At 58.5% G+C, this 20,226-nt stretch carries 2 protein-coding genes; both read right to left on the reverse strand.

Translation table 11 applies throughout. The features are described from left to right. Nucleotides 1-2 precede the first annotated feature (2 nt). Nucleotides 3-2,423: a dockerin type I domain-containing protein gene (locus tag RSSM_RS26500; protein ID WP_008687030.1), complete on the reverse strand. Its 2,421-nt coding sequence runs from the start codon at nt 2,421-2,423 to the stop codon at nt 3-5. A 286-nt stretch (nt 2,424-2,709) separates the two neighbouring features. Continuing rightward, nucleotides 2,710-19,590, reverse strand: a complete 16,881-nt coding sequence (locus RSSM_RS26505) for a GEVED domain-containing protein (RefSeq protein ID WP_008687032.1) — start codon at nt 19,588-19,590, stop codon at nt 2,710-2,712. Nucleotides 19,591-20,226: the final 636 nt, after the last annotated feature.

The following is a 20,226-nucleotide window of genomic DNA, read 5'->3' on the forward strand; positions in this document are numbered from 1 at the left end:
AATCACTGCGATGATGCAGAGTCGACTCCTTCGTGAAAGACGAGCCCCTCGGATTCGTCTTCGTTGTCGGCGTCGACTTGGCTCACCCACTTGATCGGTTCACTCAGTACTTCGTCGATGCCCGCGACATTCACCTCGGCACCGGATGACTCGTTCGTGGCAAGGGCGGACTCGGATGCCGCCGCAGTTGGCTCTCCACTCGGTGCGGACTCGGCGTCTCTCTCGTTGAGATAGTTGATCACCCGCAGAGCGTCTAACGCCGAAACAACACCGTCGTTGGTGACATCGATCTTGCTGCCGTTGGTCTCGCTCCACGAAAGCGAACGGGCTCCGTTAAGATTGAGATCGTTGATGACCTGCAGCGCATCGAGTGCCGTGACGGCGCCGTCTTGGCTGACATCAAAGGGGTCATCGGTATTAAAACGAGGGCTGTCGATGATGGTTGCCGCCAAGACAACAGGTTCACCGGACGCCGGATCGAACTGAATCGTTTCGAAACCATAGGTGACTTGATCGGCTACCGCGGTAACCCGGTATTGGCCGGCAGGCAGATCGTCGATCGAGAAACTGCCAAACGCGTCTGTATTCCACGTCCCGCTGATCCCGGTGCGAATTCCGGAGAGTCCGACTTTCGAATTCGCGTGGCCCACGACACGAATTTCAACGATCGAACTGGTCGGGTCACTCAGGCGCAGTGTTTGTGATTCACCGAAGCCAAGAATGCCGTCGTCATCGTTGGCCGTGTTGGTTGTCGCCCGCGCGACCAGGTTCCCCTGTGCATCAAACGCCTCCAACCGGGCATACGCGACACCATCGGATTCCAACCCGACAACGTCCACTTCGACAAAACCGGTCGGTTCCTCAAACGCAGCTTCGATGGTGACGCGGTCGGCCAGTTGTGGCGTCCAGAATCGCAACTGAGGATCGAAAACATGCAGCAGCGGCAGATCATCAAGCGCCGCGTATTCCCGCACCTCCACGTTGGACTCCAGCGAAGTCACATCGCCCGTGACCGTGATGCCATCGACCGTGTCGAGCGTGGTGTTTTGGGTTTGATCTGCGGCAATCAATTGCCCCGATGGCAGCGGACTGCCATCGGCGGATTGCAGGGTCAGCGATATATCACCGAGCAGTGACTCACCTTCGGAAATCGTTCCGCTCGAATCGGCATCGAGAAACGCGTACCCGGTAAAGCGAGATCCGTCCGAGAGCAAAGGTGTCGTCCGGGTCGCCGAGAGCGTCTCGCTAGTGAGGCCGGTCTGGGCGTCGACAACTCGCAGATCGATCGTTGCAAAATCCGAGGGCACGCTGATGCCGAGATCAAACGACGCGGTGTACGCGTCCGGTTCGGCGACGGTCTGCCACGGCCCGTCGTCGATCGAAACCTCCAAACGGCTGACTCGGTTGAGCGTAATATCGCTCTGGTGTCCGGATGAATTCTGATTCGTCAGCACACCGACCGATGCTTCGCCGACGAACTCGAACTGCGACGTCAACGGATTGAAACTACCGGCACCGGTCAGGTTCAACGGCACGTCGAGGACGTCGAAGATTCCATCACCGTCGCTGTCTTGCCATCCGACCTGAGCCAACGTTGATTCCGCGGACGTCTTCGATACGAACGAAGCGACGAGGCTGTCATAGCCCGCCATGATGCTGTCTTCTTGCTCGAATCCAGGTGTCGGGTTGTCCCACGCGTTGAGGTTTTGTGAGTTGTAGTAACCGCGGCTGTTGGCATACGTTCCGCCGCCTGCGTACTCATCCATCGCCCAAAAAATGTGCCCCATCTCGTGAGCAATCGTGCTGCTCGGCCGCGTCGACGGCGTCACCATGTACAAACCGCCGGGGAACGCGAACGCTCCTCGGAACGTTCCCTCGTGCGGGAAGAAACCGTCCGTGTCATCGGACGAGTCAGCGACAAAGATCGAGAACGCCCAGTCGGTACCGAACTTCTCTCGCTGCGAATTGTTGAACGCGAACATGCCCTCATCGAGCTGCAACGATGCGTCGATTTGGGCGTAGTCGAGGAAGTCGCCGACGTAGTTGTTGTAGTTGTTGCTCGTCCGATCGATCGGTTCATAACCGGTTTCGACTGGGTCACGGGCATAGGTATCGTCGATCACGAACTCGAGTGAGTGAACCGTATCGAGTTCGTCCAGAGCGTCGGACCACCAATTCACGCCCTCGCTGATCTTCGCCAGGACGGAATCAATTTCTTCGGTCGTCCAGTCCTGCGTCTCGGTGTCGATCGAACCGTCCGATTCCAAAAAGATCGGCGTGACCGTGACCGTCCCGAGCAGAAACTCGGCGGTATCCTCCATCGTCGCCCCAAACGGCAACTCAGCCGCCATCACCCGCCGGTTCTCGAGGACCTCGAGTCTCGGGCGACGAGAAAGGCTCCGATTTCGGTAAGGAGGCAGCACAGGCGGAATCGCAAGGAGAGAAGAAAAGTAGCCAAGGCGCAACGACGATCGCTCTGTCACCACCCATCGACGCATTTTAGACGCGAGAAACACGATAAGAGTTTCATTGAATCTGAAAATGCACGATCACAGCATCCGCATCACCCTCCTGAAGGGGGAGAAAAAAGCAGGGGGCTGCTGCGTCTTGGTGGCCGTCAAATGGGCTCCGGATTCCGCGTTCGCGTTCACCAGAAGCCCATTTTGGATCGTCGACTACTCTTCTAGTTTGATTCGCTCCCTCCTCAGATCACCCCAACTCGGCGAAAAAATCATCGAGCACGGAGTTTTCATCATCGGATTGCGACGATTGTGCATCCTGACGGTCCTGAGCGAGAGCGTCGACGATGCCGTCGAGCCCGATCGTCGCGGCAGAATCAAACACGCTCGTCTTGGCCGATTCGCTGAGGGATTCGTCGAGCGACGGTGACTCACCGGCTACCGGCACCGGCAAAGGCTCGCCCGAAGGCGTTGCCGTTGTCGTAGTGGTCGCAGGTGCCAGAGTCGGATCGAACTGGATCGTCGAATTCGTCGCCAAGACTCCGTCGGCAACCGGCGAGTACGCAACCGATTGGGTCGCCGCGCTGCTGAGCGGTTCGGAACTCGGGATGACTTCGCCTGGTCGGTTGTTGGCGTTGAGGTAGTTGATCACGCGAAGTGCGTCGACCGCGCTGACCATGCCATCGCCGTTGACGTCCGGGTATTCCGGCAACGTGATGCCGGCCGGAACGTTGTCGAGGTCGACCGACCCATCATTGGCGTTGATCACGTTGATGATCAACAAGGCGTCCAGTGGAGTGACCGCACCGCTGTCATTGACGTCTTCGACAATGGTCGTCGCAGTGAATGGGTTGTTGATGACGGTGAAGACATAATCTTCCACCTCACCCGCGTTGGTCGCACCGAGTGGTCCCAAGTCGGCTTCGTAGCTCAATCGGAATCGTGCTTGCACGTCGCCGAGTTGTGCCGTCGAAGGAACGTCCACCGTCAGCGTGTTGATCAGGAACGGAGTGTTCGCGGCGAACGTGTACCGGTCAACTTCACCGGCGGCTTCCTCGAACACACCATCGCCATCCCAATCGAACCAGACATCGAGATAACTGGTGCTCGAAGGCGAAGGTGCTCCTTGACGCTGGTTGATCGAAACTTCGAAATCGCTACTGAACCCTGGCTGCAGGGTTCCGAGCTGGATAACTCCGTCGTCGATATCGAGGTCATCGTTGGTGCCGTTGACGTCGGCCGTGACCGAACTGCCGAGGAACAACGCGTCGTCGTCATTGTCGACGATCGTATGGCTCGGGCCGCCCGCTTGGATCGTGGTCGGATAGTTCTGACCGTTGCCAAACGTCAGGGAAGCGTCGCCGTAATCGGACAACTGTCCGACCAGAATCTCAACGCGGGATCCCACTTGCTCGCTGGCCGGTTGCAGACGGTTGCCTGCTTGGTCAGCGATGAACTCGGTCACCACAGCGTCACCGCGTGGGGTGGTTTCGGTCTTCAACAGCACACGGTTGTCGATCTGTTGCACGTCGGTACCGTCGACGCCGCCCAGGCCGGCAGCGAGTGCCGCATCACCGAAGGCTTCGGCGACCGTATTGGAATCGTCGTTGTAACGAATCACGACGGCTTGCGATGCCGGATCACCCGGCGAACCGACTTGTTCGATCACCGTGCCTGCGGTGTTCAAACGAATGTCGTCATCACCACCGAGCGTGATTGTGCCGCCACCGTGGTTGATCGGTGTCAACGATGGGAAGACCGCTGAGACCGCCGAAACGATCGCGTTGGCGAGGGCATCCGGCGAACCGCCAAAGCCTCCACCGAAGACCGTCACAGGAATCGCACCGGTGGTGGACGTCGTACCGTCGAAATCGATCTCGAAAGTGACCGGCGTTGCTAGGCCGCTCGCGATTGTGAACGTCTGACCGTCTTGAACCGCCTCTGACATCTCGCCGGCGATCGTCGGAATCTGCATTCCAAACCCGAGCGCGACGCCGATGTCGCTGTTGCCGGTAACCGACGCACCGCCGGATTCAGCCGACAACGAGATCGGTCCATCGGTTCCGCGAACTCGGAACACGCCCGAGGCACCGGATGCTTGCAACTCGAGCCCTTCGTCTTGGAACCCTTGCAACAATGCCTGAACCAACTCACGCAGCGAAGCGTCCTCGGCGACCGGCAACACGACACGATCGACGTTTGGATCCACCGCGTCAATGATTCCGTCGGTGTCAAATTCGAACGCGACCTCACGGGTGCCATCAAACACAACGATTGTTTCGTTGTAGTTCGACAAACGCGTTCCATCAGTGTCGATCGTGATATCGGGCAGCAATTGAACGTCGAGTTCTTGGTTCACCTGACGGAAGATCGAATCATCGTCGAAGCTCACGTAGGCAAGGTTGCTGGTAGCGTGAGTTCCGAGCAGTTGCATGCGGCCCGTCGTCGAGGTTCCGTCGTCTTCGAGATAGACGGCTTCGATGTTGAGCACGCTCGGTTGCGACTGCACCAACTCGTTGATCGCGTTGGTGAGCAACAGTGCCACACGTTGTGCGGTTGCCGTCGATGGCAATCGGATCGCGTAGTTACCTGACGACGTCACAATGCCGTCGACGACTTCCTCGGTGATGTCCGTGACGAATTCAAACGTTACTTCGGAATTGATTCCGTCGAAGACCGTAATCGTTTGCCCGCCGAGCACTGATGATGTCAGACCGGTAAGGTCATCAACCTCGGTAAGCTCTGAGGCCAATACAGACAACTGAATACCGAGTTCGGTTTCGAGGACTTGTCCGTCGATGAACGTCTTCTCGCCATCCGCGTATTCGGTTCCGCTTTCGGCTTTGAGGACAGCGTTGAAACCGTCCGCACTGCCCATTTCGGTTCCGAGGAACTCGACGGTGTAGACCGCATTGTCGGCCCAGATACCTGCGATCGGAGTGATCCGGATCATGTTGTCGGCAGGTTCGTAGGAGAACGTGTAGTCCTGACCTTCCTCGAGCAGTTCGACTTCGGTGCTGCCGACGACCAAGCGTGTGACCAGGATATTTTCGCTGGTCACGGTGTTGTCGTTGACACCAACGCCGTTGCCGGTATCGGCCGGGATGATGCCGTCGATCAGTTGGATCTCGAACGCGTCATAGATCGTCCCCTGCGTGATCGAACGTCCGAAGAGTTCTCGGGTTTGATCGAAGATCAGGTCTTGCCCGCGAGGTGACGAGAGCACGAATCGCGGACCTTCGTTGTCAGTCCGCTCTTCGGCACCGCGATCAACAAATCCGCTCAGCCCGACACCGAACGAAGTATCAAACGTCGGGTCGTCGACGCGGAGTTGTCCGTTCGCGTCAAACGTCGGAGCAAAGATTGGGCTCTCCGGCAGGCCGAGCGAGTTACGCAGCGAGATCAGCGACGCACGGTCTTCGAGCGATGCGATACCGCTGTCGATGATCGGTGTGCGTGATTGCGGTGTGAAGATCAGGTTCAACGGGTCGACGAACACCGACTCGCTGGAGTCGATGAATTGAGCCGACTGCCCGAAACCTTCAACTCCCGCAATCGCGGACGCTAGCGTGTTGCGATAGTAGGTCGTGCCACCGATCACCGTGAGGTCGGCCGACACATCGACCAAACCGCTGCCAGCATCCGGTGTTGGCGACACCGAAACGCCGACATCGAAGTTGCTGACGACGTTGTTGAGCAGTGTCGGTGCCGAGTTATCGGCGACCTGAATACCGGTTTGACCGGCGATGAATTGATCACGTGGCACCGTCGAGATCGCACCGATTGCATCGATGTCAGCACCACCAGGACCGAAGTTGTTCGTTCCCGAAGGCGACAGGTCGGTCAATCGCACGTACGAGAATCGGTCACTGAGTCCGAACCCGAACGCGTCGAGGTCGATCGTGTTTTCGAGCCCGAAGATCTCACCGACGTTGAAGTACGTGATGCCGTCGCGGCTGATTTCGACCCGAACCCGTTCAGGGATTCCGGTTTCGAAGATCACCAAGTCATCAATTCCATCTCCGACTCCCATGACCGCATCCGGGTTGCTCGAGCTACCCGTCAACAAGTTGTCGTCGAAGGCGAACACGGCACTTCCGCCCGAACCGAGCGAGAAGGTAAACAGTCCGTTTTCGGGATCGGTATCCGACACGCCGTAGCAATCCGGCGAACCCAGGGCCGCTTCGCTGTCGGTGAACGAGGCTTCCACATCGGGGCCAAACACCGTTTCACTGTCGACAACACTGTCGGCGAATGAAATCGCACCGAGCGGGAAGAAGATCGATTCGAAGATCTGCGAACCGAGGCCAACGGTTTGCTCGATCGTTCCACCCATCAACGTGTTGTTGAGAATACGGTCGAATCCGACAGGGTTCTGCGACGCCAGTCCGCCGTTTTCCAACCCGCTGATGTCGATGCCGACTTCTTCGTTGAACGCGAAGGTGTTGTTTCGAACGACGACACCGGGAACGAGGTTCTCCGTGTTGAGTTCGAGGAAGTTTCGAGCGTAGGTCACCAATGATGGTGTCGAATCGGTCTCTTCGTTGGAGATCACCGACTCTTCGGCGTCACGCGAGATCTGCAGACCAGCGTCTTCGTTGTAGATGAAGCGACTGTTCTCGATCATGATCACACCTTGTTCGATGCGATCACGGTTGGTGTCCCCGCGAAGATCGTCAGTGCTCGTTGATACAAACGCGGTCGCGCCAATCGCATTGGTGCGAATCGAGGACGCACCGGAAAGGTTGATACGGCTATCGGGCACACTGCCTGACGTATTGATACGGGTCAGGTTGCCACGCGTCGCTGTCACGCCGAGCAGCGTGCTGACCTGCTGCGAGTTGATTCGCGAGATAATCGTGTCGGCGACTTCTTCCGCCGTCGCGTCTGCGGCAACTTGGACCAGCACACGGTTCGCGTTCTGTGCAAAGCCGTTGCTGTTGCCCGCCGCGTCGAGAACGTCGAATTCGAACGTCACGCGGTTGTTCGCTCCGGCGATCGTGAACGTCGAACCGTCCAAGATCTCCGACGCCGATTTCGTCGTCAGGGAAACGCTCGAGGACACCAACCGGTCGTTCGTGTCGAATGCCCGGAAGCGAGCGTCGACCAAGTTCGGTGCGTCTTCGAGAACAGCTCCCGAGGCGATGTATTCAGATGCGTCACGAATCTCGAGCTGGTAAGAGCCCGACGACGTCGGACGTGGCGTTTCGGCGGGCGATGTCAGCGACAGCTCTCCCGAATCGACGAACGCTTCGTCGGCATCGATCGGCGTCGCGGACGTCACCATTTCACCACGCTCGGCAAAGCCGATGATGATGTCGTCGATATACGCACCCTCGAACGCGTTGTCCGATGCACCGGCCTGATAGTCGCCGCCGAATTGATCGCCATAACGCTGAGCGGTCGAAACAAACGGGCCGAGCAGGTCGGTATCGACATTGAGGTTTGGCAGACGAACCGCCGTTCCCGCGACCGGGACTAAGTCCGTGTTGCCGTCGGCGAATCGTTCCGCCACCGCAGATTGCAACGCCAACGCGACGTCCGCAGCGGTGTCATCACGATTGACTCGGATCGGTGTCCCAACCAGTTCGGTCTGGTTGCTGACGGCCAATCCGTCGGCGGCACCATCGGTGACCTCCGCAGTGCCGACACTCACCAATCCGGCACCGTTGAATTCAACACTCGCACCGGAGGCGGTGATGTTCATGTCGGTTTGGATCACCACGGTCGCGGCGTAGCCACCGGTCTGTGCGGCGTCGGCGGTTCCCGAGATGCGTGGGTCGTAGGTGGAGTTTTCCGGACCGCTGATGCCGATGTAGTACAACCCGTCGCTCGGGACAACGACCGAGACGGTTCCGTCGGAGATGTTCTCAACAGCGAGCAAACCGCCACCATCGGCCAACAACTCGATACCGTCTTCGTCGAAGAAGCGAATGTTGTTTTCGACGCCCGGCTGATCGGATGTCACGCTCACGCTGATCGTGGTTCCCGCCAACACGTTATCGACACTGACCATGTCAATGTCACCGCGATTGGTGATCAAGGATGGCGTGATCGTACCGAGCGTCCCGCGGCCGTTGACCACCAAGTTGCCGCCGCTGTAGCTGATCGGGGTCGCTTGGTAGGTCAGATCGTTGCGGCCGAGTTCTCCGGCCGGGTTCGTGTTACCGAACGGATCGGTCGGATCGGATGGATCGCTAAAGTCGAACTGGTCGATCGATGCGTAGGACGGCGTTTGCACGCCGGTATTGCTCTCGACGACCGACTGCAATTCGCCGGCAATGTCGGCCTGTGACACGTCCGTGCCCAGCGGCACCGAAACTTGATTCACACCGACCGTTCGCAAACCGTCGTTGAGGACATATCCGACATCGTCGATCGTCACAACAAACGTCACGTCTGCATCGGCGTAGTAGTTATCAAGGATCCCGGCGGATGGAACGAGTTGATCGTAGTCGACCGCGAAATCGGTTTCGCCGATCAGCGTTCCGATCACAAATGCCACATCGTCATCAGACAGATCATCGAGCGATGTCGCGTCGGTTCCGTCGACCGACAGGAGCTGGAAGGTTTCGAACACGTCCACCTGTCTCGGGAAGGTGAACAGGTCGTTGTTGAATTCGAGCGTCAGGTCACTTCGCTGAGTGTCTCCGTCGAGCAGAACGAACTCGGTACCGTTGAGATACACCGTAAACAGTTTATCCGGATTGTCCGCGTAGTACTCATCAGGATCGGCACCGATCGGAATCGGGTTGGCATCATAGAACTGCTCGATCTCGGTACCCGATGGCAACACACGACTGAGATCGACTTGTCGTTCAAATCCCTCGGCAACCGTGCGTGCAATATCAGCCGCAGTCAGGCTATCGAGCGTTGCTCCGGCCGGTTGATCGGCCAGGAGGTCGATCGAAATCACGCCAGCAGGTACGACCCGGGTTCCGTCGTTGAGGAGATAAGTCTGCCCATCGACCGTGAACGTCGAGGTCGCGTTCGGGTCCTGATAGAACTCGGCCAGCGATGTTCCCGAAGAGAACGTCACGACAGGAGCCATGTCGATCGAGAACGTTTCGCCGTTGATCACGAGCGTTTCGCCGTCGATCAGTTCGCTCGCCGCAACCGTTCGAATCTCGTTAGTCAGCGTCGACGTCGTTCCGGCTGTCGCAAATTCGATCCGCAGTGACAGTCCACTCTGGCCGGCGAATTCGCTCAGCGACACACGAGCTTGACGCCACGTTCCGGTGTTGTCGTAGAGTTGCTGCACATCGACATCGATGTCGTCGTCATAGATACCGAATTCCGCCGGATCGTCGAACTCATCGTCGTTGAAGAGATCACGTCGCAATTCGTTGTTGGTCGCAACGAGGTGTTCGACACCATTTTGGTCGACGACGTAAACCCGCAGCGAATCCTGGTCTTCGTCGAACAGGTTGGTGTCGTCCTCGGTTTCTTCGTCGACACCATCGGTTTCCAAGAAGTAGTTGAAGTACATCGTCGGCAGGTCGTCCGCCGAGTAGCCGGCCAACGAGAAGGCGTTGGACTGCACCGATCCGTGAGCACCGCCGGGGAAGTTGTACGTCCCCTCGACGTCCTGTCCGTCTTGACGCACGTTCTGGGCAGCGGTGCCGAGTCCCTGCACGGGTTCTTCGCCATCCGTGTAGTTGTTGTTGAACGCGGCCGCGGTGTAGTTGAACACGAGCGAGTTGTTGGCATCACCTTGATCAGGACGTGCCCCATGGAAGGCATCGTTGATTCCGTGCCCTTCGTCGGTATCCCGCGCGTCGGTGACGTGCCACAGGTTGAAGTCCAACGTTGCGAAGTCGAGACCTTGTGCTCCGAAGATTCCCGTACTGATCGAGGTGCGTCCGCCTGCAAAGACAGGCAACAATTCACCTTCGAGGTTGAACGCGTGAATTTCCCCGGAGTTCGTGATCCCGAACAGGATTTCACGCCCCTGGTCATCGCGGAGGCTGTTGGGCCCCGTACGCAGACCGGAGAACTGAATACCGATCAGGTCGGTTGACGAGGCAACGTATTGGCCGACGTCATTGTTTCCGTTTCCGTTGAGCGAACCAGCAGATACGAAGTACAGGCCACCGGCGTCGGACACGGCATACAACGCGTTTCCGACCATCTCGATCCCGGTGATGGATCCGCCGTTGGCAAACCCGCCGAGACGAAGGTTACCGCCCGTGGAGTTGGCACTGACAACGACACCGGTCACTTGCACAGCATGGCCGAGTGATGTTCCGATGACGGTCGGCAGTGCACCGCTCGCGTTTTGCGTTGCGATCGCCTGGACGATTCGGTTGGCAATCGTTTCTGCCGAATCGGTTGGCAACAACGTGATCGGCACGTTGCCAGACTGAACCAGGTTACTGCCGTTGAGCGTCAAGCCCGTTGTTGGGTTTGCGTTCGGTGATGTCAGGGCAACCGAGGTCGCGGTCGGGAACGCCAACTGCGTTCCTTCGAACGAGACCGGAATGTCCGGAGCTTCTGCACGAATCGCGGCGGCGAGTTGTTCGATAAAGACCGTGTTGCTCGCCGTTCGATCGATGTTCACGATCACATTGCCCGGCGTGGTCGGGTCTTGAGCATTGGTCAGCTCGAAGATCACCGGTGATCGACCTGGCAGAGTGATCGACAAAGTCGTGCCATTGGCGATGCTCGCCGGGTCCGACGATATCAGCGTGTAACCCTGATTGAGTTCGAACGTGACGAACTGCGTTCCGTTGGTCACGGTGAAGCTATCACCATCGAACAACTGAGGCACCGCAACTCCGGCGGAGTTGATTGCGGTCGCCGAGGAGACGCCGATCACGTTGGCGTCGTCCGGTTGGCCGTCGTCGGGATCTTCGCTCGTGTCGATCTGGCCGACTTCGCGGATATTGGTTCCCGCACCCGCGTTAGCGAGCGTGAGATCAAACTCAGGGCCGGTTGCGGCCCCGGTCTCCTCATCGAACGCGTAAAGGATGTTGGTCGTGTAACCCTGACGATTGAAATTGAAACCAGACGTCAGACCTTGACGGACGATTGGCCGATCGGCGACGAAGAAGCCGGTCTCTTCGCCAGCCCGATCACGAATCGTGATCCCTTCGACGATCAAACCGTCATCGCTATCCTCGTCGAGCACCTGCACGGCGTCTTCTTCGATTTCCAAATCATGCGACGTTTCGATGCCGGTGTTTTCGAGCGGCGTGATCGTCGCATCGACCGTATCGATTCGGGCGTATGTGTAACTGCCGTCGTCGAGTTCTTCCGGAATGGTGTAACCGAACAACTCGCCGTTGGCGGTGAACGCGATGTCACGGATGGTCGTTCCGAATTCACCGAGTTCCGCATAAGTCTCGCCGGTGAACGGATTGACCAAGTACAGATCGCTGCCGGTGTTGACGTACAACAGCACGTCATCGAGCGTGTAATCAATGATCGAATCGTTGTCGAACAGAACCGGAACCACTGGCCCCTCGGCGACCTGCGAGTAGGTCGACGGGTTCCCGAAGTTCTCGAAACCTTCCTCGGCGATCCGGCGAGTGCTGTCGACCGGTTCGAGGCGGATCAGCGGGTTGGTCGGATTACGCGAGGTGAATTGATCGAGTTGGGCAGGTGCCTGATACTTGTTCGAGATCGCAACGTAATACGTTCCCTCAGGCAGTTCGGCGGATCCAATGTACGGGTCGGCGGTACCATACGAACCGCGTTCGAGATCCGACGTCGTTGTGCCGCCCGATGACGTGATATCGTCAGCGATGTTCGAATCGCCACCGATCAAGACCAAGTTGCCCGCTGCGTCAAAGACGTACAGCGAGAGGTCAGCACGGGATGCCCCGTCGGCGTAATCGATGTCGAACACCGTAGCGAGATACATCGCCGCAGCGTCGCGGGTGAGTTGTTGGTATTCGATCTCGAATTCGAACCAATCGACGTCGTCGGTTCCATCGATGAAGCCCGACACGTTCTTGGCCAAACGATCCGACGAGAGCGGACCGGCACCATTGTTGAGTTCCACATCGACACGGTCTTCGGTGGCCGTATCGCGTGACACCAAGATGGAACCATCGGGCAACACCACGGTTCCCGCATCGAGTGCTGGATCGCCGGTGAACTGCGTGTCGTAGAGGCCGAGACGTTGTGCGTTGGCAAAGGTGTCGTTGTCACCAGCCGTTTCGAAGTCTTCCCCGGTCAACGGGCTGTGCATCGGACCACCGATGACCTGCACACCGTTATCGGCGTACATCACATCGCTGTAACGGATCTGGGTCCCTGGCGAGACGTCGGACTCTTCGATGCGAATCTGCAACTGGTACGAACCTTGGGTCAGGCCCATCCGCAGACCGCCGTCTTGATCGGTTGTCGATTCGTTGTCGAACACGTTGCTCGTGTCGCCGACCACCATCGGGTTCTTCCCGTCGCTGGTCAGGTTTTCCTTCGAACTGGTCGAAACGGCACTACGGACGCGGACGTGATAGAGCGTCGTTTGGCCAACAACACCAGGCAGGATGACTCGCATGCCCGCGTCGCGACTGTTGATCGAGTAGTTGTCCTGGAACGCGACGAGACCGGCACTGGCGTCGATTTGGCCGGTCGCCAAACCGAAGATCGAATCGATATCGAGGGCTTGGTCTCCGCGACCGGTTCGTGAATTGATCAGTTCAGTCAATTCTTCGCGGCGGGCGTCGTTGGCAGGATCGGCAGCGTCGAGGCTCAGCAGTTCTTCGATCAACGCGGCCTCCTGCATCGCGTCATCGGAGAGCACCAACGTTTGACCGTTCGCGTTAACCAATTCGATCACGGTGTCGACGCTGAGATCGGTCCGGTCGATGTCCAACCATACCTGCGTGCCGGCTTCGGCTACGAACGAGTAAACGTCCACGTCACTTGAACTGGACAACTCGCCGTCGACGATCAAACCGAGGCGACGGTTCTCGTCACCCGAAGCACGGTCCGGTGCGATTTCGCCGAGGAATTGTGCTTGGCTCGCGATCGCGTTGGTATCGCTCTGGCCGACGTTGGAAGGCTCGTTTTCGGACGTGATCGATGCGTTGGAATCCGATGCCGCTTCGCGGATCACGATTCCGTCCCATCCGCCCGCGGTCGGGTCGATGTTCTCTCCGTCGGTGTCCAAGTTCGCAAAACCGGCCGGCGTGAAACCTGCGCCCACGCTGTCATCGGCCAACGAAGTCAAGATCACAGGGAAGTCCGGCTGGCCGATCACCTGCAGACTGCCGCCGATGCGATCGGCGATGCCGTTGAGTTCTTCTTCGGCGGTGTAAGCGTTACCACCGACGATGATACCTGCCTGCTGACGCAGCAACGCATCGGACTCAAACTCCACGTCACTGACGGGGAACAATGTTCCGGTATCGATGCGAATCACATCGTTCGGTTCGAACGTCAAGCCGGCAAGGTTCAAGAACAAGTTGCCGTCGATCACCGTCACTCGGTCGCTGTCAAAGCCGTTGAGTGTCGTGTCGCCGATATCCAACGTCGCGTTGTCGAACGCACCGAGGTCAAACTCGGCACTGATTTGAAAACCGTTGAAGGTATTGTCTGCAACCGTCGCTCCAACCGGTTCGATGATTTGAACCTCGATGAAGTCGTCGCCCGCGGTAACGGTGTAGTCGAGCGTCGCGGTGTCATCGGCGGTGACGGAGGTGAAGTCACCCGCCTCACCAAGCGAACCGTCCGACACGAAGTCGACATCACCCGGGGTCGGCAGGTCTGCCGGATCGACATCGGTGTTGATTCCAGTAAAGAACAACGTTTGCTCAGGCGTGTCGCCGAGCGTATCAAACTTGACCACCAACGAGGCACGTGCGTCACTCTCGATTCGCAACCCACCGTAGATGTGTTGGTTGGGGACTTCGATCGTATCGCGGACAATGTGAACGATATCGGTATCGTCCCAAACCACCTCTGTCGCGACTTCGCCGCCACGGATTTCCATCCCGGCCAATCCGAAGTCGGTTTCGATGCGGTTATCTTTGATCAACGGGCCGCTGTTACCACGCAGTTCGATCGCGTCGAGCATGCCGGTCGAACGACCGTAGTCGGTTTGCTCTTCCCACGTGAAGCTGTTGACGTCAAACGTCAACGTCGGGCCGCTGCCGTCGATGAACGTGTTCCCCACGATGATCGGCTGCGATCCACGAACGAAGATCGTTCCGCTGGCGTTGTTCACACGTCCGACGCGTTCTGCGAGCGGATCCGATGGGTCGCTGCTGTCGTTGACCGCCGAACGGCCGTCATCGTTGTTTTCGAATCGCGTGTTGGCGACCCGCAGGTTGCTTTGGTGGGCTTCGATCACGTTGAAGCTGGCGAAACCGCCCTCCACCCGCGACACACCACCGCCACCGGCGATCACACCGTGGTCGATCGAAACATCGGCACCAAACGCGGCATAGATGCCGGCCCAGTCGCCCGCCTCGCCGCTCGAGATCGCTCCCGGGGTGGAGTCCTGCAGCAAACCGTTGGTATTGAACGTTCCGCCGGATCCGTATCGACGATCATTCAGACTCGTCATCACGATCGGTGCGGTGTCAGTTCCCTCGGCGTACAATCGGGCACCGAAGGTGACATCGATGCGGGCATCGTTCATCTTCAAAATCGTGCCCGGGTCGATCGTCAGGCCCGGATCGAGACGTCCGGCCAACGCCAAACTGCCCACGCCCAGACGGCTCGGGTCCAACAGCGTGTCGCCGACCGCGAGGGTATCGGTGAAGGTCGTCGACGATGTATTGAGTCGACCGACTCGCATAAAGTCACTATAGATCGGCAGCCCATCGGCGTCGGTGCCGATGACTTCGGCGCGATACAAACGGCGACCGGTGTAGCCCGCACCCGAAACCACGGTCGGCAGGTTGCTCAGCGTGATCGCACCGGTTGCGGTCAACGAAACGGTCTGACTGACGTCGCTCGCGGCACTTTCGAAACCGTCTCGAGTGACGTAGGTCATCCGGTAGACATAATCGCCCTGAGGGATGTCACCGTTATCTTGGGTCGGTGTGTTGACGACCGGGTTGGCTTGCGTGAGCAACAAACTCGGGCTGTCGTTCAAACTGACCGGACCGCCCGGATTACCTTCGATGAGGAGATTCTCAATCAGGATGTGAACGATGTCGGTGTCATCGAAACGGGCGTTGATGTCCAACGTCTCGGTGCTGCCACCGGCCGGCGTGTTGATCCGAATCAACAAACCGTTGTAGGTGTTGTCGGTGATCGTGTTGCCACGAATGTGTGGCCCGATTCGGACAAAGTCGCTCGTGAAGTATTCCGTCTCCCCGGTGGTCGGGTCGATGTCATTTTGGAAACGGGCTTCGTCGAAGCGAGTCTCCTCAAACGTGTTCGGTGTCGCCGCGATGGCTGCGTCACCCGACTGCGAGATCATGCTGTTGATGATCGTCGCACGCGATTCGGCCAACTCAACGGCAGACACTCGTCGCAGTTCGCCACCTTCACGAACCTGGCCACCGGCGTGTTGAATGTCGGCGTATTGAATGTGGTTGAGGAAGATACCGTTCTCTTCCATGTTCGTGCGGCTGTCATCGGCAAAATCGATGTCGCCACGGATCTCGATACCGCCCCACGTTCCGGCTTGCGGGTTGGTGCCAAAGCCAACCAACTCGACCGGATTATCCGGCGTTCCGAGGACTTGAATCGATGCACCGCTTCGGTCCACCGACGCCGACGTGCTGCCCACGCCGATCCGACTACCGGACATTTCAAACCGTACACCGGCATCGAGAATCAGGTTCACGTCCTTCGGCACGTCGACGGTGGTCAACTCGCCGTTGGTCAGTGCCGATCCGAGTTGCGTGGTGCCGATTTGGTAAGTCGGGCTGGTGCTATCGTCGTCGCTTCCGACCACTCGAACCACTTCGACCGGGTTGTCAGTGCCACGTCGATTCTCGACGCTGCTGAACGCTTGGCTCAACGTCGTGAACGGGTTGGAGATCGATCCGAGGGTTCCGGTTCCGCTCGCTGTTCCCGAGTTGTCTACGTAGACAGTGTTGTTGGCGTCGTTCGGTTCGAACCAGTACTGGAACAAACCACCCGCTTCCCCGTCGGCATCGCCGTCGAGAATGTTCACACCGTCGGAGATCGACGAGTTGCTGGTCGTTCGCGGCGTGAAGGTCATCGAAACTTCGTAGTCGCCTTCGCTGACACCGCCGATGCCCGTTCCCGAAATGATCGGATCGTACTGGTCGTTTCCGGACGCACTGACACCGACGACGTACGTTCCGCTTTCGACTTCGATTTCGATCATCGAATCGTTGCTGAAGTAGTCATCGTTGGCTGCGATCTCAATCGGCACGCCGCCCTCGATCTTGTACAGACGCAGCATCGTGTCGAGCGTGCTCGACGATGACAAACGTTCCGCGATCGTCGAAACGTTCAGCGTTCCCGCGTTGGCGAGCGTGAACTGATACAGGTCAATGTCGTTGCTCTCGGGACGATATAAGAACTGACCGTTGACGATGTCTGCGGGGCTCGGATAGGAAGCCTCGTTCAGATCAACCAGATCCGCCGTCGTCGTTGGATTTTCCGCTGCCGAGGTATCCGGATCGAGGACCGATTCGGTCGACTGCGTGATCGGTTGCGGAAGGTGGTCGGCGTAGCCGTAACCGAGCAACTGACCGATTCCCAAGAACACACCGCGGAAGAATTCGCCGCCGGTGAAGTCATCGGTGCTTTGATCAAAATCCTGTCCATCCAGGACGATCAATTGATTTCCGTTGACCGGAACCGTATCCACGTCAAACGGCAGGAAGGTGTTTCCCAGATCGTCGAGGGCGCGGTTTGCCACGGTGACGCCACCGGCAGCACTGTTGACCGCCGCGGTGGTTCCGTCAAACGTGCTCGCCAATTCGCCCACACCGATGCTGTAAACCGGTCCGGCTTCGCCCGCGAAGTTGGGATCCGAGATGGCTGCGGCGGCGTCCTGGCCCACTTCGATAAACTGCACGCCGAGATACTCGCTGAACAGAGCCGCGACTTCTCGGACGCGTTGCTTTTGCTGTTCGGTGATCGCGTTGGAGTAGGTTTCGTCCAGGTCGGTCGATTGCGTTCCGAAATCTTCGCCCTGCCATTCGTCAGGGAAGTTGTAATAGATCGTGCTGATCCCGTCGGTGGTATCACCGTCGGTTCGCCAAATGCCCAAAGGCACAACGCGATCGTTGCCGGTAGGGTCGTCCGGACGAATGTCCTGAACACCCTCGTAGTCGGTACCACCTGGGAACTGCAGGATTTGCCCGATCGGCGTGTCAATGCTGCCGCCGGTCAGACGTATCGCGGTGGCTTGATCTTGGTTGACGCCGTTGAAGTCCGTCAGGATCATCGGCCCCGGTTCTTCGGTCGGCGACGACGGGTTGGCGAAAATGCTGTCGCCGGACTCCGCTTCGGTAACCGGAGTCACCACCGGTTCCATCGGCAACGAAGTGTCATTGCCCACGCGGAAGCGAACCGCTCCTTCGATCGAATCACCCGGGTTGTCCGGATCTGGTGTACGTGAGAACGGCGAGTTGAACACGACTCGTACCGCGTCGGATCGACCGTCGAGAGCAACCACATCGATCGGTTTGATTTCGACGTCGTCTCCGCCGGTCACCGAATCGCGAGTGAACACGGCCGTGTAATAGTCTTCGATCAGGACCGAATCGTTGACATCGCTGGTGAAGTAGACCTCGATCACGTTCGGTTCGGAGATCAATCGTCCGTCATCGAGTTTCGTAACCGGTTCCGGCACGACGGCGAGAACCTGTGGCGGCGAGTTGATCTCGAACTGAACCGCGAAGTCCACTCCGTCGTTGAACGCTTCGCCATCGGTATTGAGAAGGGCACGTTCGCCTTCGCCGTAGATTTCGATTTGATATGCGTCATCGGGCAGCGGTTCGGCAAAACGGAACACAACTTCGTTGGCAGTGTCACCGATTCCGACGTATCCGGCCGGCACGACCGTGTCGCTCGCTCCCGACAAAGGCAAACCGCTCGGGTTGTCCGTCGAAACCGTCGTGAAGGTGGTCGGGATCTCGCCGGTCGACGCGCCACGCTGCAGCGACGCGGTCACCAGGTTAGCCGCAGTCGGGTTGCCATTGACCGCAGCGATCAATTCGCCGACGGTGGTCTGAGCCGATGAATTGGAATTGATACGAATGTTGATGACGTTGTTCGTCACACTCACCAACGGCGTCGACGACGAACCCAGGTTCGCCGGCGTGATGCTGATGCTGATGTCGCGGCCGCCGGTACCGGACTGGTTCGCCAGGAAACGCACCTGAGTCGTATCGCCGAGCCCCAAATCGGTCGTCAGACGAGCCGTGTTCGCACCGTCGAGGTTGAACTCAAAGCCACCTGCGGGAACGTATTGATCGATCGCGGTGGTGGTCAGACCGTGCACCGAATACGCGGTCACGACTTGATTCGCCGTCGGGTGATTTTCCAACGTATCCAACAGGTCGCTGACCGTCGCCGCACGAGGGGCGTTCGTGTTGAACGTGATGTCGATGGTTTTCAAATCGGGGTCGACCGACGAAATCACCACGGGGGCCGCACTGCCGGCCACGCTCGCTTCGACTACGCGGACGGTCGTGCCGTTGCCCGACACACCCGGAGCGGCCGCACGGAACTCCACCTCGATACGGCGGCTTTCACTCGCGTTGACGCTCGTTCCAAAGTCGGTCAGGGCCGTCGCGGTTTCAAACCGCTGGTCGCTGCCCGCACGCGTGATGCTGAGCCCCAGAGGCGACAACGTATCGTCGTTCGCCGTCGCCGGATTGAGCAGCGTGTCGACGTCGATCGACGAATTGCTGTCGAAACGGAACCGCAATTCGTTGGGAGCCGTTTGCAGCACCTCGGTACCGAACAGCGAGGAGTTCTCGATCGACGTGCCGCCGCGAATCAACTCGCCACTGTTGGGCTGAATGCCTACGAGCTCAGGCCCCGCCAATAATTGACGTGCCTCCAACGGTTGCGAATGCAACCGACGCTCGATTCTCGCTCGTCGCTCCCGGACGCTCAACGAACGCTTGCCGCGCCGTCGTTGCGTCGATTCGTCGCCGCCAAACCCAAGCCGGTTGGCTAGATTGTTGCGGAAACGACGTCCTGAGAAGTCTTTACCCGGTTTACCGATCGTCATCAGTGGCCTCGTGATACCGCCCCCAAACTCCGCGGTCCGGAATGGTTGCGTTAGTGGGGGACAGGAAGCTGAAATTCATGTTGCAAATGCACCCTCGAGCTGGGTCACCGTGCCGACGCGAACGTGGATTCGGCACAAATAAGCGAAAGCGTCGAGAATGCGAGTCTGGATAAGATGAGGAACCTGCGCAGCCTGTGCGTCAGTCTCAAGTTGCGAGTGTAGTCGGGGCGTCCGGCATAGCAACGAAAAACGCGTTCTGGGCAGGGTTTACGCCCATCGCGACCGGACAAAACGATTGCACCGGTCGTGAGGTTGATACCGGCGATCTGACGCCTCGGGATCGCGAAAAGTTCCATGACGTCTGATTGAGCACGCAACGTGGCGTCAGAGACGATCGCCCCCAAACCAACCCCCCCAACAGAACGGCGTGATCGAAGCGTGCAACTGAACCGCCCCGCAAATATCGCCCAACATCCGGAAAGCGCTCCGGCAGATAGCCTCCCGACCAAAAGACCGCCAGAATCGACATTCATTCCCCCTCCACGCTGCCAGATCCCGGTGCGATGTCGCTGCGATGTCGCCGCGATGCAACGACGGGATTCCATCGAGCCTGCTCATCCTGAGCAAATATGGCAT

It is taken from the genome of Aporhodopirellula sallentina SM41 (assembly GCF_000346505.1).
GTDB classification, from domain to species: Bacteria; Planctomycetota; Planctomycetia; order Pirellulales; family Pirellulaceae; genus Rhodopirellula; species Rhodopirellula sallentina.

Excerpts from the sequence above, each read along its gene's own strand:
- RSSM_RS26505 (WP_008687032.1), bottom strand. The coding sequence starts at position 19,590 with ATGACGATCGGTAAACCGGGTAAAGACTTCTCAGGACGTCGTTTCCGC.